This window comes from Kitasatospora sp. NPDC002965 (assembly GCF_040611255.1).
Taxonomy (GTDB): Bacteria; Actinomycetota; Actinomycetes; order Streptomycetales; family Streptomycetaceae; genus Kitasatospora.
In genome coordinates, this window is record NZ_JBEXNT010000189.1 from 1 (window position 1) to 13,737 (window position 13,737).

Here is a 13,737-nt window from a genome sequence, read left to right on the forward strand (position 1 = left end):
GCCACTTGTCGAACGCCTGCTGGCTGCCGTAGCCCAGTTCGCGGCCGGCGGCCGACTTGTTGCCGCCGTGGGCGGCGACCAGGGCGTGGGCGGCCTCGGCCTGGATCTGGTCGAGGTAGGCGCTCACCGCGTCCAGCGCCTCTTCGGCGGTGCGGTAGCGGCGTACGGGGTCGCGGTCGCGCAGGCCGGCGGTGAGGTGGTCGGGCAGGGGGAGCATCGGAGATCGTCCTTCCGGGGGTGGCGGGTGTGGTGGTCCGGGGCGGGGGGCCGTCGCACGGCGGCCCCCCGGGCGGGTGGGGTTAGGACAGGCGCCGGGACGCGTGGCGCTCGCGCTCCAGTCGCAGGACCTTGCGCATCCGTTCGACCTCGTTCGGGTCCGCCTCCTCGGGCTCGAACTCCCAGGTGTGGGAGCCGGCCTCCTCGCCGTCCTGGGTGACGACGACGCGCACCCGCTCGGTGTGGACCGGCTGGTGGTCGAAGTACCGCTCGCCGAGGGCCTTCTCCAGCGCGGCGTCCCGGTTGTCCTCCTCGACGCGGAAAAGGTGGTCCGCGCCCTCGGTGCGGGCGGCCTCGTTGACGTCGTTGTCCCACTCGGGGTGTCGGCTGAGGGTGCCGGTGCCGGAGCCCAGGCGGCGCCAGGTCTCTCCGTTGTACGCCTCGACGGTGTACGCGTAGGTGAGGGTCGGCAGGTCTTCGACGTCGGTGGTGTCCCAGGACGCGCCGACCTCCTGCATCTCCCGGGCCTCCTTCTCGTAGGCGGCGTCGGCGGTGGCCCGGTCGTCGCTGTCGAGCAGTTCGCTGCCCTCGGGGCGCTCGTGGTGGACGGCGTAGCGCAGGTCGTCGCCGTCGTGGTAGGCGAGGAGCCGTAGGAGGTACGTCTCCTGGCCGTCCGTGCTCAGGGCGGCGGAGCGGCGCAGTTCCTGGCCGCTGTCGAGGGCGGCCGTCTCGACGCGGGTGGCGGTGTCGTCGTCGACGTCGGCGCTCTTGAACGCGGAGGTGATGACGCGCAGTTCGCTCGTGGGGGTACTGGTCATGGGTACGCTCCTGGGTGTGGGCCTGCCGTCGTGAGCGGCCGGGCTCCGGGTGCCGGGGGTTGCCTCCCCCGGCACCTCCATGATGGACCGTCAGAACCCATGATCACAACTCAGGGTTGTGAAATTTCACAATGTCGGGTTGTGGAAGAGGTGGGGTACGCCCGGTCCGGATCCCTCGGCAGCGTCTCCCTGGGCCGGGACTTCGGTGCGGGAGGAGGCGCCGGCGGGCGGTCGCGGGGGCCACGGCGGCGGATCCTCACCCAGCACGGCCTGAGCCCGGACGCAGACCTGGCGGCAGTCGTAGTGCCCTCCGCGGGGCTGCCGTGGCAGAATCCGGATCGCCGGTGCACGCAGCAGCCCGCCCGCCCCGGCCGGCCCCCTGCCGGGGCCGCTCTCCGCGACGCGGAGGCCGGGCCGCACGCACCGCTCTCCGCGCCGGCGGAGGTACCACCCGCGCACCGGGAACCACCCGGCCCGCAGGCCACCTCCGCACCCGCGCCAGAGAGCGAGAACCCGATGACCGCCGCCACCGCACCCGCGCCGCACCGCACCGGCGACCTGTTCGCCGCCTACACCCGGCACAGCCTCCCCCGCCCGGCCGACATCGGCGCCGGCGCGTGGGCGCGCCCGCTCGCCGAACCTGCGGGCGGCCTGTACGACACCGCACGCCGCACCTACCTGCTGCTCGCCGCCCCCCGACCCGACTTCACCGCCCGGGCCGAGCGCACCGCGCTCGCCATCGGCACCCGCCTCGGCGCCCCCACCCCGGCGGCCGCCGCCTGGTACGGCCTCGGCCACCTCACCACCCACATCGCCGCCCGCGACGCCCTGCAGCACCTCACCGCCGCCGTCCCCGACGACGCCCTCCCCGGCCTCCTGCACCGCGTCATCACCCTGCTGTGGCCGAGCCCCGACCGCGTTGCCGCCCCCCGCGCGCAGGCCGGCCCCGCGGGCGCCGAGCTGCGCCGGCATCTGGAGCTGTGCGGGTACCTGAGGGACGGGTCGCTCCTGTTCGCCGCGGTGGACGCCCTGTCGGCGGCCGCGGCGAGCGGCTCCGGCTACCCGGAGTGGACGGCCCGCGTCGTCCAGAGCATGGTGCAGCGCTGGGAGGAGAGCGGCGCCGACCCCGTGCAGCGGGCGGAGCAGATCGCGGCGGCGGCCGAACCGGCGCTGCTGTAGACACGCCGCCGTCGGCCCGGTGATGAACCGGGCCGATGCCCCTCGGAACCCACGGGCACACCCGACGACGCCCCATCAACCGGGTTCTTCGTCGCTCGTGGCTCGGTTCCTGCTCGCCCCGTACGGACCCCCGGCGCACACTGGAGACGTGCCCGTCGACCACCCGACCCGAGCCGACCACGACCTCATGGCCGCGGTCGAGAACCGGGTCGATCCGGACGCCCTGTCGGCCGCCCGCGTGATCCTCGCCCAGGGCCGGCTGTTCACCCCGGCACGGTGGCCCACCCGCGGTGCGCCGCGCCGCGGCACCGCCGGCCGCTGCCATCCGAACGCGCTGCGCGTGGCCCGGCAGGTCGGCGCCGTCTACGTTGAGGGTTTCGCCTACGCCGCCGGCGCCGCGTACCCGCATGCCTGGTGCGCCCGTCCGGACGGCACAGTCCTCGACCCGACGTGGCCCGACGGCGCGGCCGCAGCCTACCTGGGCGTTCCGATGACCATTACGTTCGTCAAGGCGTTCCAGCAGCGCACGCTCACCAAGACTCTGTTCGTCGGGGTCTTCGACGAACAGGTCCAGGCCGTTCGGGACGCGGCTCGGATCTTCACCGGTGGGGTGCCCGCTCGGGCACTGGTCGACGTCGGCCGGGCCCTGCCGGTCCCGGTGGCCGGGTGGGTGCTGGGGCCGTAGACCACGGGGGCGGCGGCCGGGGCGGTTTCAGACCCCGAGGTCGACCGCCGGGACGGCCAGGGCGGCGTTGAGGGCGGGAGCTGGCGGTGGTGAGGTTGCCGGCCGGCCCTCGGGTGATCCAGCTCGTCTGCGTCGACGCCCCACGAGTGTCGGAGCCGGCTGGAACACTGCGGCCGTGATCGACAAAACAACCGCCAGCCCTTCCACCGCTCCCGCGGTGTCCCTGCCGTCTCCCGCCTTGGCCAGGCTCACCGGCACCGCGTGGAGTGAGTTGCCGCACTTCTGCACTGGCCTGCACAACGTGCCCGACACACCGGACATCCTCGTAGGGCTGCTCGACGGCGATCACACCCGCCGGGCGCGGGCGGTCTGGAATCTGTACCGGCTGCTCCTCAACCAGGAGCGGGTGTTCCCGGCGAGCGCCCCGGCGGCTCTGGTCGTCGCCGCTCTTCTCGACGATGCGCGCATGCTCGCCGAGGGTCAGTGGGACCGGAGAGCCGGCAGGCGACCGCTGCGCGCGGAGCTGCTGAACTGGCTGGCCTCGTTCGCCGATATCGCTCGCCTGGACGCCGAGGACGGTGTCGGCGCACCGCAGGATCTTGCCGCCGCCCGCGCCACACGGCCGACGCTCCACAGCCACGTCGCAGTCTTCTGCGAGGACGACGACCCGCGGGTGAGGGAGGCCGCCGTCGCGGCCACCGCCCTTCTGCTGGCCGATCCCGCCCTCGCCGCGCTGACCCCGCGCTACGCGCCCGTCGTCCGTGATGTGCTCGCCCAAAGTGCGGACTCGTACTACCGGTGGATCGCGCGGGAGCGGCTGGAGTCCTGGGGCGAGGACACCGCCGTCCTCGTCACCGCGGAAGAGGAACACCGCGCGGCCGCGGACCGGGCGCACGCGCTGGCGGACGACCCGTTCGACGAGGGCCAGGGGCAGGCGATCCGATGGCTGGCCGAGCAGCCGGAGGACACCGCCGCCCTGGAACCCCCGGGCCGTTGGCACCTGGACTGTACGGCACCGGAGCGAGCGGCCCCGCACGAGCCGGCACCCGAACCGCCCACGGCCGCTCGGGGAAGCGCGCCGGGGTATCGGGGCCCGTGGCAGATCGCCGGAGGCGAGGAGCGCGATGAGTGGACGTTCACGCCGTACGTCGGGGTGGGACCGCTGCACTTCGGAATGACCCTGGAAGAGATCACCGTCGCTCTCGGCGAAGAGGGGTCTGTCTCGTCCTGCTACGCCCCTGGCAGCGACGAGCGCCGGCTCAACTACGCCGACTTCCGCGCCGCCGGAGTCAGGGCTCTCTTCCGGACGGACCGTCTGGAGTGCGTGGCCGTGGACGCGCTCACCGGCCCCCAGGTGCGGCTGGACAGCGTTCCGCTGACCGGCTGCGTACCGTCCCGGGTGGAGGACTGGCTCGTCCACCGCACAGCGCACGGCCGCCTGATGTACAGCCCCGCCGCCGACCCGGTCTTCCCCGACCTCGGCCTTGCGATCCGCCCCCAACACGCGGGTGATGTCAACCTGACCCGACCCCTCTTTCTGCTGCACAACTGGCTCGACGTCTGGCACTCACTGCCCAGCGAGGAGTGGAACTTCCGGTAGAAGGCGATCGCCCGCGGGTAGAACGTCAACGGAGTCACCATGCACTCCTTCACGGCGATTGGGTTCGGCCTGCCCTCACTGTCAGGACAGTTGTTCCCTGACAGTGAGGACGAACGCGAAGACTTGGAGTCAGGCGCTCCGCCACTCGTCGGTCCCGCAGCACACAGCGTGGTGGACTCCACCACCCACATCAGCGCGATCAGGGCGCGCGGGCTGCTGGCCAGCAGGTCACGTCGCAGCAGCCCGTTCGCGTCGGGACTGGCCAGGTACACCGCACCGCACCCTCCGTCGAGCAGTACGGTCACCTCCTCACGCCCCGACGGGTAGAGCGCCTCGCCCAGGACAAACAGCGCCTCGCCACCCTCGACGATGAGGTCCCCGAACCGGTCTCCGGCCGACTCCGGAGGCCCCTCGGGGGTGGCCCGCAGGTCCAGGTACGCGTAGCACCAAGACAACTCACCGCCCGCCAGCAGCGCCCGGCTCGCCCCGTCCGTCAGACTGGCCGGCCAGCCACCGGCCTCCCCACCCGCATCCAATCCCACCGCTGCGCTCCCCGGGGGCTGATTGTCGTCGGACGACAGTAGCCCAGCTCTTGGAAGGCGGGGCCGGCCGTGGTCGGTGCTGGGAGTTGGGCACGGGAGCACGCCGGGGATGGGGGGTAATTCCGTCGGAATACTGCTGGTCAACCTGCCGTCGTCATCGCGAGGGCATGCCGGCCGCTGCCGTTGGCCCGCTCGATCGCCCGATCGTGCTCCTCCCGGCCCTCGCAGGCCTCGCGTCAAATGGCCCCGAACGCGTTGGCGGCCTCGATGTCGTGGGTGTAGACCTCCAGTGCTGCCGCGTAGGAGTCCATGGCGGCGGTGTTGCCGCACGTCATGCCCTGAGCCAGAGTCCAGAAGCCCGCGGACAGTGCCTGGTGGTCGGGCTTGTCGACCGCGCTCACCAGCCAGGTCGACGCCGCGACGGTCAGCAGGGCCCGTTGGGCCCGGGCGGCTGCCGTCCAGGTGGTGGGGTCCAGGTGTTCACCGAGCCCCGGCGGCCGCGAAGACCGGGCGGTCGTGGACGCCGTCGCCGCGCACCTCGACGAGTGGCGCCGGGCCCGCCGGGGCTTCGGCCCGCACGTCCCGCTGCAGGCCCAGACTCCCCTGCGACACTGCACCGGCCCCTACCCGGTCGGACCCCGCTGGCCGTCGCTTCCCGTCGCTGGTACCAGTCGAAGAACCGTTCGGCGCCCGCGACGTCGGCGGGCAGAGCCGCGACGACAGCCGCAAAGTCCACGTCGGGGCACGAGGGCTGTATGGGGTGTTCGGGAGGCGTAAGACACCTCACGGTGCCAAGCCGTCAAGTCGGGGAAGCGGGCACGAACTCGACGTTCGAACTCGGGTTCCTGTCGGTGGTCAGGGAGCGTCCTTGGTATGGTTTAGGGCGAAATTCCACCGGGCGGGTGCATTGGCGGCCTCGTACTCGTCCGCGATGCCGAAGACGCTCCCGCATCCTGGACATTCCGCCCGGCCGAAGAGGTGCGTCAGGCCCCAGGCGAGCTGTTGCTGGCCATCCCGTACGGCCGACTCGTGCAGCATCCGCCCGGTGCCGGTCAGCTCGTGCGGGGTGGCCGGCCGGAGTGGGATCCGGTGGACGTCCCCCAGGTTCCAGTGCCGGATCGAGGAGTAGCAGCCGTAGTCGCCGACCGAGATCGTCACCGAGGCGTCGCAGTGTGGGCAGACGACGGTGACGAAGGAGTCGGTGAAATCGTCCAGGGTCTCGAACCACAGGGGCTGGCCGTCGAACGCGAGCATGGCCTGCAGCCGGCTCAGGTAGGTCTTCCTGTCCAGGCAAGGCCTCAGCCGGGTGGCGGCCGTGGCCCGCAGCTTGGCCAGGGTCGGCGCACAGCGGGCGACTTCTTCGTCGACGCCGTGGGGTTGGAGGAGTCCACCCGCTATGGCTCCGGCCAGATCGAGCGCCCAGTCCCCGATGCCCTCGGTCTTCGCGATGTCCGCCAGCCGCGGCAGTGCGGCGATGCTCGCGGGGGTGATCGTCCCCTGGTGGCACAAGCGTCCCCAGAGCTGGTCGATGGCCTCCTGGTCACGATCGACGGCCCGGTCCAGCAGCCTGGGTATCGAGAGTGCCGGGCCGTAGGCGTCGTTGAGTGTGGACCAGTCGATCATCCGGTGATTCAAGCACGCTGCCGGGCAGTGTCTAGGAGAGCCTGCGGACGGGGGCGGAAGGCGCGAATGAGAATGCCCGACGAGTAGCCGTGCCACCCCCGCTGGCGCGGGGAGCAGTTGACGCGGTGTGGGCGTCGCGGTCGAGGCACGAAGCTCAGCCCCGCGTGGCGGGGAGCAGGTTGTTGTGGGGGGAACGCTATCAGGGAGCCGGGGCTCGAACGTGCGGTTCGGTCGAGTCAGTTGGCGTTGATGTTCTTTCGTCCGCGGCCGTGCCACCAGCGGTCGAATCCGACCGGGTCGTAGCGGGGCCTGGGCGCGCCGGGGTTGACCGGTTGTGGCGGGGTCGGGTGGGTGGGGTCGGCCTCGTGGGCGGCTTGGGCGCGGGCGAGTGCCGTCCGGACGGTCTGGGGGTCGACGCCGTGACGGCGGCCGAGTTCGGCCCTGGTCTGGGCGGGTAGCGAGGCCGTGGTCTCGTCCGGTTCTGCGGGGACCAGGACGATGCGGCCGACGCGGGCCGGCAGCGGCTTGGCGATGATCCACCCGCGGGTGGTCCGCAGTGCCGGGAGGCTCCCCTCGGCGCACCAACCGCGAATGGTGTTGGGGTTGAGGCCGGTCAGTGTGGCGACCTCGCTGATGGTGTAGCCGTCCGGGGGACAGGTGTGTCCACCGCACCGGCAGGTTCCGCTGTCCGCGCCAGCGGAGACGTGTGCGCCGGCGCGGCGGAGCAGCGCGGACACCTCGGCGAGTTCGGTGAGGAGGTATTCGTGGCGCGAGCGCAGGGCGGCGGTGTCCTCGTGGTGGGTGTCCACGATGACCGCGCCGAGGTCGGCGGCGGCGTGGGCGGCGGCGAGCGGCAGGTTCCGGATCTCGACCACGGTGTCGGGCAGAGGTTCGAGCCGGGGCATGCTGTTGTAGCCGCCGCGGGGCTCGAAGCCGCCGCTGATGAGGACCACCTCACGGCCCAGTGTCGGCTTGGTGTCGCGTTTGTGGCGTTTGGCAATCAGGCGACCGCCGAGCCACGCCTCCTCGTCGTGGCGTTGGAGGGTCAGGTTCCAGTGCACGGTCGCCCGTCGGGTGGCGGCGCTGTTCGTGGTGCCCCAGATGCGGGTGCACAAGGCGTTGACGCGTTCCTCCGCGCGGCTGGGGAACACCCAGATCTGGCGCCAGGAATCGTCACGGAGCATGCGGCCGCCGAGGTCCTTGGCGGCGTGCGGCCAGTCGGGGTTGTCCCAGACGGTGGCTTCGAGCCGGTAGCCGAGCGGGTCGTGCTTCGCCCGTGTGCGGCGCAGTTGTACCTCGTCGAGCACGGCAGGTGCCCTCTTTTCGGGTGGTCGGGCCGGGGCGGGCCGTGGTCCCGCCCCGGGCGTCGGGTTGGTCAGGGGGCGGGGTGGCCGGTGTCGAACTCGTCGTCGTCGGGGTCGGTGAGCAGGCCGAGGGCGATGTCGTAGCGCATCGGGGTGCGGATGTGTCCGTCCTCGATGCGCCAGCCGGCGCGCAGGACCGCTTTCACGGGTGCGGGAACGAATGCGTCGGCCACGGTGGTGTCCTCGTGGGCGGCGGCGGTCTTCGATCCCTTGTCCATGGGATCGATCATGACGAGGAGGCAGTGCCCCGAGTCGGCGAGGTAGCAGTGCCAGGGCGCGAGGTCGGCGGGCAGGTTGCCGGGGTAGGGGTGATGGGGGAGCAGGAGCCTGCCGAGGGTGCGCTGGACGATGGTCTCGGGCGTGGTGGCGAGGGCCGGGACGGTGCCGGCGCCGTAGGAGCGGAGGGGGCGGGCATCGAGGCGCAACCGCTTGGCCTGCTTGCGGACCGCCGGAGCAGGGTCGAGGGTGCGGTTCTGCGTGACGGCGCCGGTGTCGATAGCCGCCCAGGCGCCCAGCAGCGACCGGTGCGCCGGGTAGAAGCGGTGCTCGGGGCGGTCGACCAGGCCAGGCCAGCCGTTCGGCGGGATGTGGGCCTCCTCGTGGAAGGTCAGGTGACCGTTGATGCCGAGGATCTGGTTCGGCAGGCCGCGAAGACGGATTGCGGCCGCGGTGTCGATCCACCAGGACATCCAGGTCCCGCCGTCGTACGCGATGCCCCAGGAGGCGGCACGGATCGGGATACCGCCGGTGTCGAAGGGGGCTTCCTCCCACACGATCAGCCCCGAGGGGGACGGTGCCAGTTCCAGCAGGCTCTGCGTGCGCACCTCCGCCTTCGCGGCGGCCCGGCAGGCGTCGGTGTCGAAGTGGAAGAGCTCGGCGGCGGCGAGGCGGTCGGCCTCCGCCCGGGCGAGGGCCGCTGCCCGGTCCGTCGAGCGGCGCAGGGCGCGTACCTGGGGCGGCATCACAAAGTCGCTGCCCGCGTCGATCATGTGGGCCCAGGCCGGCGTGGCGTTGCCGGCCAGGAAGTCGAGGGTCGACAGCCACATGTCGTGGACCTCGGCGGCGGGGGTGAGCTCGGAAGCCCGATCGGGGGTGCTCAACGGGGCGGATCCTTCCGTGGACGGTGCGGGCGGCGCTTCACCGTAGCGCCCGACGATGACGTCGCGTCACGTGATTGACACACTGAACGGCGCCCGGTGACGGGGCGGTCACCGGGCGCCGCTCGGACGGCCGGGGCACGGCCGCTGCTGCCACCACCGGTCGAACTCCACCGGGTCGTAGCGCTCCTGGAGCTCGCCGGGGTTCAGCGGGACCGGCGGCGGGCGACATCGTCGGGAGCGGCGCGGTTTCTCGTGCGGGTGGTCTTGAGCGCGTGGTCGACCGCGGAGCGGGTAACGCCGTAGCGCCGGCCGAGTTCGGCCAGGTTCAGCGGCAGTGCGGGGGCGGACTGGTCATGGATGCGGTGCCTCTCAGGGCGCGGGGCGGTGGGTCACCAGCCCCGCACCCAGGTGTGGAACGGGTCAGGCGAAGGACAGCAGACATCGTCGTCATCGGCGCAGCACGCGCCGACGTGTCCGGCGGGGCCGGAGGATTCGGTGCGTTCGAAGAGTCGGCGGGCACCGGTTCCGCAGTTGTCGCAGCGTCTGACGACGGCCTCCGGCTTCGACGCGGGCGGGGGCGTGAGCGCGGTGCAGTGGGAGCGCAGGAGCGCCCGGGCGGCCCGCTCGTCGCCGCACAGGCGCCACGTGTCCCGGGCCTCGGAGTCCTCTCCGGCGTCCACCGACCAGGAGGTGGCGACCAGCCACAGCACGAGCGGCCCGCTGCCGGTCTGGTAGTCGTGCCGGGTCAGGGCGCTCTGCGACACCTCCCGGCCCTGCTCCCAGCCGCCCCTGTCGACCTGCTGCACCAGGTGGCCGGTGGCGGTGGCCAGCTGGCGGGCCCAGTCACCCTGCCTAGGTTGCCGGTGGCGGACAAGAGGTCGAGCCCGTGCACGGCGGCCTCGGGCAGGGCGGTGATCTCCTCGGGCCAGGGGAGAGGGGCGCTCCAGTGGCCCACGTGCAGCATGCCGTCGTCCCACAGTGACCAGCGCCCGCTGATGTGCACCGGTCGGGGCCGCTCGCCTCTCCGAACCTGCCCACCAACTCCAGCGGCGCGTCGACGGTCGAGTCAAAGAAGCATGAGGGGCCGCGGAGTCTCAAGTCCGGACCGCGTTGATGCCGCCGTATGGGTCTGATCAACTGGTGTGCGAGGAGGCGGTCGTTTCGGACCCCTGGTCGAGCGTCACAGAGTTGGGGTAGAACAGCAGGCACGGTCCGGCGCACTTCTCTTGCGCCGGACCGTGGTCATGTTTGGGCGTTAGACGAGATCGAAGTCGAACTCGCCGTTTGCGACCGCGTTGATGAAGGCGGTGTGGGCCTCGGTGGTCAGGGTCAGAGCCGGTCCGCTGGGGTCCTTCGAATCACGAACGAAGGAACCCGGCCCGTTGGGGATGGCGAACTCGACGCAGTTGTCATTCTGGTTGCTTCGGCTGGACTTCTTCCACGTCACGCTCAGGTCAGACGCGTTTTCGATGATCATGTGAGCTCGTCCCTCTTCTGGGTGATGAAATCGAGGGAGTCATCCACGTTCAGGGCCGCGGCCATGATCTCGTGGAAGCACCCTCGGTAGGTGTCCACCTCTGTCGTGTCCTCGATCCAGCTGCTGCGGAACATGCCGCTCGTCAGCACGAGATCGAGGGCGCGCTGTGGAAACTCAAGGAGGGTGAACGCCCCGTTGAATCCGGGGTTCGGTCGGGCGTTCGCTGGCATGACCTGGATCTGGATGTTCGGGAGGCGGCTCATCTTCGCAAGGCGGCCCAGCTGTTCCCGCATGACACCTTCGCCGGCGTTTATCACCAGCGCCGATTCGTGAATCACCGCGCAGAGCTTCACGGGACTCTCCACCCTGGTCAGCACTCGTTGCCGCGCGATGCGGACATCGACCATCGCGTCGATGCTGCTACCGCCGGCGGTCACCGTGGAGAGTCTCTCGATGATCGCCGCAGCGTAGTCGGGTGTCTGCAGAAGGCCAGGGACAAAGGCCCACTCGAAGGCCTTGATCTCTACGGCCTGTGCCTCCAGCGTGATCAGGTCGGTGTAGAGCGGGTTGATGGTGTCGCTGTAGCCCTTCCACCAGCCACGCGTGTCCTTCTGGCGAGCGATCTCAAGAAGGACTTCCCGTAGGCCCTCGTCGCACTCGTAGAAGTCGAGCAGCGCTTCGACGATCTCTGGCTTGACGGCGGAGCGGGCGTTCTCGTAGCGGCTGAGCTTCGGCAGGTTCAGGAGCGCGGGGAACTTGCTGACGACCTGTTCGGCTGACAACCCCTTCTTCTCGCGCAGACGCCGAAGGTCTGCAGCGATGCGGCGCTGACGCACGGTCGGGACGCGCTCGCCTGTAGCCATGACGGATACCCCTCCTGAGTGCTCAGTGGACCAGTGTGCCCGGCCGATGTGGCTGTACGCCACCGAGTGGCGAGTCTAGAGTCCCCGAAATCAGGTTCGAAGTGAATGTTTGCATCTTGCCTGTCGTATGGGTTGCGCTGACGAGTGTTCAGGCGACATCCTGTGACCGTCGAGCTACGGACTGCAAGTCGCTAGGCTTCGCGGCCTCCTGTCCGCCTTGATGTGCTCTGCATGCATTTGTGAATCAGCTATCGACCGTCTGGCGCCAACCTGCTGTGTGCGCCGAGACGATCACATGCGACCGCTGCGGCCGCTTCCCCGGAACACCTTGACGCCGCCTCGCCGGCCCGGAGGAACTGTCATGCACACAATCAGATTTGGCTTGCCGGTGGTGCCTGAGAGCGCCGGCGTTGCCCGTCGTTGGGTCCTGGACGCGGCGCGGCTCCTCGGGGCGGTGTTGTCCTTGGACGAGGCCGACAGCGTGGAGTTGATGACGTCGGAGCTGGTGACCAACGTGGTGTCTCACGCGCCGGGTACCGCGGAGGTGCTGGTCGAGGTCTTCGTTCCCGCCGGCGTACTGCGGGTCGCGGTGACCGACCGCTGTGACCGGGCGCCGCAGGTGCGACAGGCGGACGGCACCGAGGTCGGGGGCCGGGGGTTGGCCATCGTTTCGGAGCTGGCGACCCGGCACGGCTGGGATCCGTTGCTGGACCGGGGCAAGGTGGTCTGGTTCGAGCTGCGCCCCGACGTTCAGGAGACGGCCGCTACTGCCGCGGCCACCATGACGTCGACGGGGCACCTCGTCGAGGCGCGCCCCATCGGTGGAAGGCGCTCGGATCCGCTCCCGGTGACCGTCCAGACGAGGGCGGGCAGGGTCCGGGCCCGTGCTCGCCAGGTGGTGGCGGCGTGAGCGCAGGGTTGGTTCGCGAGGGGCCCGCTCGCCGGCGAGCGGCGGGAGTAGGAGTTACACGGGGGCGGTTCACCGTGCGGGCGCACCGGGACCGGACCGGTCGGAGCCCCGCCCGGACCGTGACGAGGGACGCGCTGACGCTGGCGGTGGCCGACGATTTTGCGGCGGCGGTCGCCGCCTACTGCCGCAACGAGGCGTCGATCCACGCTCCCCGGGCCACTCAGTCCACCGTGATACCGGACCACAGGTCCGGATAGGCCCCCGGGCGGCCCGCCGGTGCTCATCACCCGCGGGTCGCCCGGGCACCAAGAAGCCCGTCCGGCTTTTCGGGCGGGTGGCGGAAGAGCGGCGCGGACCCTCGCCCCCCGCGGGTGCGCGCCACTGCTCACCGCCGACGAACGCCCCGACGGGCCCCGCAGCCCGGACGGGCGTTCAGCGCCCTGTCGGCGTCACCGGCCAGTGGAGCCGGGGGCGCCGACAGGGTGGTGCGCCGTCCCCGCGTCGGGCCGGGACGGCGCACCGGGCCCGCCCCGCCTCCCTGTGGGGCGGGCCGCTGCGATCGATCGAACGGGCGAGGAGATCACGGTGGGCGAGGGACTGGCCGAGCTGGCGGAGCTGGCACGCAGCGCGGTGGAGGGGATAGCGGATCCGCACCTGCTGGTCGCCTCGATCGCCGGGGACCTCTCCCGGCACTGGGGTGCCACCGACCTGGTCGGCCCGGATCCCGACCGGGTGGCACTGGAGTGCGAACTCGTGGCGCGTCGGCGCCGGCGTAGCGGGCCGGACCGGGCGGCGGAGCTGCTGGACGTGTGCGCGGCACAGCTTCGTGAGGCCGGGGCGCTTCGGGACCTGGAGGGGCTGCGGCGGGTGGCGGCGCTCGTGGCGATGCTGCCGTACCTCACCGCCGAACCGCCGGTGGCGGTCCGGGCCCACCGGGCCGCCTGAATCCCGACCCGAGTGACCAACTCTTCTACAGACGTGAGGACTTCATGCACGCGATGACGTTGCGGCAGATCGCCGAGCTGACCGGCGGCACCTTACACGAGGGCGGGACGCCGCTGGAGGGGCCCGTGTCCGTACTGGTGCCGGACGACACGACGGCGGGGCCCGGCGCGTTCGTCGCCCCGCGAAACGACGACGCCGAACCTGCCGCGCGGCGCCGCATGGGCGAGGGCCCGGCTGCCGTTCTGGCCCGCCGGCCGGTGTACGGCACGCCGACGGTGGTCGTCGCGGACATCGCGGCCGCCGCGGGCGCTCTAGCCGCACACGTCGCGCGCACGACCGACTGGAGGATCGCGGTCACGGGCGGCGCGGACAGCCTGATCGCGGCGCAGATCCTCGGACAGCTTCTGCCGGACGA

The 13,737-nt window shown here is 71.5% G+C and carries 14 protein-coding genes and 1 pseudogene; 6 read left to right on the forward strand and 9 right to left on the reverse strand.

Annotated features, from left to right (window positions below; genetic code table 11):
- A partial coding sequence (locus tag ABZY91_RS38890) for a hypothetical protein (protein WP_355408576.1) occupies nt 1-217 on the reverse strand: 217 nt, incomplete at its 3' end.
- A gap of 82 nt (nt 218-299) precedes the next feature.
- A complete protein-coding gene (locus ABZY91_RS38895) occupies nt 300-1,034 on the reverse strand; it encodes a hypothetical protein (protein ID WP_355408578.1) in 735 nt (244 codons plus the stop codon).
- A gap of 516 nt (nt 1,035-1,550) precedes the next feature.
- Between ABZY91_RS38895 and ABZY91_RS38900 the strand changes: the two genes are divergently transcribed.
- The 3 genes from ABZY91_RS38900 to ABZY91_RS38910 all read left to right on the forward strand — a co-directional run bounded on the left by ABZY91_RS38900 (nt 1,551) and on the right by ABZY91_RS38910 (nt 4,498).
- Complete coding sequence (locus ABZY91_RS38900; protein WP_355408580.1) at nt 1,551-2,213, forward strand: hypothetical protein; 663 nt, start codon at nt 1,551-1,553, stop codon at nt 2,211-2,213.
- Between the two features lie 148 nt (nt 2,214-2,361).
- Complete coding sequence (locus tag ABZY91_RS38905; protein WP_355408582.1) at nt 2,362-2,898, forward strand: hypothetical protein; 537 nt, start codon at nt 2,362-2,364, stop codon at nt 2,896-2,898.
- Between the two features lie 301 nt (nt 2,899-3,199).
- The gene (locus ABZY91_RS38910; protein WP_355408584.1) at nt 3,200-4,498 is read left to right on the forward strand and encodes a hypothetical protein; all 1,299 of its coding nucleotides are present in this window, start codon (nt 3,200-3,202) and stop codon (nt 4,496-4,498) included.
- A 778-nt stretch (nt 4,499-5,276) separates the two neighbouring features.
- Here the strand turns inward: ABZY91_RS38910 and ABZY91_RS38915 are convergent.
- From ABZY91_RS38915 to ABZY91_RS38945, 7 genes are all read right to left on the reverse strand, one after another.
- Complete coding sequence (locus ABZY91_RS38915) at nt 5,277-5,657, reverse strand: hypothetical protein (RefSeq protein WP_355408586.1); 381 nt, start codon at nt 5,655-5,657, stop codon at nt 5,277-5,279.
- 238 nt (nt 5,658-5,895) lie between these two features.
- Nucleotides 5,896-6,663: a hypothetical protein gene (locus ABZY91_RS38920; protein ID WP_355408588.1), complete on the reverse strand. Its 768-nt coding sequence runs from the start codon at nt 6,661-6,663 to the stop codon at nt 5,896-5,898.
- Between the two features lie 236 nt (nt 6,664-6,899).
- Nucleotides 6,900-7,970: a helix-turn-helix domain-containing protein gene (locus ABZY91_RS38925; protein ID WP_355408590.1), complete on the reverse strand. Its 1,071-nt coding sequence runs from the start codon at nt 7,968-7,970 to the stop codon at nt 6,900-6,902.
- Between the two features lie 68 nt (nt 7,971-8,038).
- A complete protein-coding gene (locus ABZY91_RS38930) occupies nt 8,039-9,127 on the reverse strand; it encodes a hypothetical protein (protein ID WP_355408592.1) in 1,089 nt (362 codons plus the stop codon).
- A gap of 389 nt (nt 9,128-9,516) precedes the next feature.
- Nucleotides 9,517-9,933: a hypothetical protein gene (locus tag ABZY91_RS38935; protein ID WP_355408594.1), complete on the reverse strand. Its 417-nt coding sequence runs from the start codon at nt 9,931-9,933 to the stop codon at nt 9,517-9,519.
- Nucleotides 9,934-10,382: 449 nt separating this feature from the next.
- Nucleotides 10,383-10,604 carry a DUF397 domain-containing protein gene (locus ABZY91_RS38940; RefSeq protein WP_355408596.1) on the reverse strand — a complete coding sequence of 74 codons (222 nt, stop codon included), beginning with the start codon at nt 10,602-10,604 and terminating at the stop codon, nt 10,383-10,385.
- Complete coding sequence (locus ABZY91_RS38945; RefSeq protein WP_355408598.1) at nt 10,601-11,467, reverse strand: helix-turn-helix transcriptional regulator; 867 nt, start codon at nt 11,465-11,467, stop codon at nt 10,601-10,603. Before ABZY91_RS38945 ends, ABZY91_RS38940 begins: the two co-directional genes overlap by 4 nt.
- A gap of 361 nt (nt 11,468-11,828) precedes the next feature.
- Here ABZY91_RS38945 and ABZY91_RS38950 point away from each other — a divergent pair, with 361 nt between their 5' ends.
- The 3 genes and pseudogenes from ABZY91_RS38950 to ABZY91_RS38960 form a co-directional block, all read left to right on the forward strand.
- Nucleotides 11,829-12,377, forward strand: a complete 549-nt coding sequence (locus ABZY91_RS38950; protein ID WP_355408600.1) for an ATP-binding protein — start codon at nt 11,829-11,831, stop codon at nt 12,375-12,377.
- Nucleotides 12,378-12,962: 585 nt separating this feature from the next.
- Nucleotides 12,963-13,322, forward strand: a complete 360-nt coding sequence (locus ABZY91_RS38955) for a hypothetical protein (RefSeq protein ID WP_355408602.1) — start codon at nt 12,963-12,965, stop codon at nt 13,320-13,322.
- A 44-nt stretch (nt 13,323-13,366) separates the two neighbouring features.
- Nucleotides 13,367-13,737 (forward strand): annotated as a pseudogene (locus ABZY91_RS38960) (UDP-N-acetylmuramoyl-tripeptide--D-alanyl-D-alanine ligase); the annotation flags it as partial.

Coding starts and splice junctions, on each gene's coding strand:
- ABZY91_RS38940 (WP_355408596.1), bottom strand. CDS start 10,604: ATGATCATCGAAAACGCGTCTGACCTGAGCGTGACGTGGAAGAAGTCC.
- ABZY91_RS38950 (WP_355408600.1), top strand. CDS start 11,829: ATGCACACAATCAGATTTGGCTTGCCGGTGGTGCCTGAGAGCGCCGGC.
- ABZY91_RS38920 (WP_355408588.1), bottom strand. CDS start 6,663: ATGATCGACTGGTCCACACTCAACGACGCCTACGGCCCGGCACTCTCG.
- ABZY91_RS38895 (WP_355408578.1), bottom strand. CDS start 1,034: ATGACCAGTACCCCCACGAGCGAACTGCGCGTCATCACCTCCGCGTTC.
- ABZY91_RS38945 (WP_355408598.1), bottom strand. CDS start 11,467: ATGGCTACAGGCGAGCGCGTCCCGACCGTGCGTCAGCGCCGCATCGCT.
- ABZY91_RS38900 (WP_355408580.1), top strand. CDS start 1,551: ATGACCGCCGCCACCGCACCCGCGCCGCACCGCACCGGCGACCTGTTC.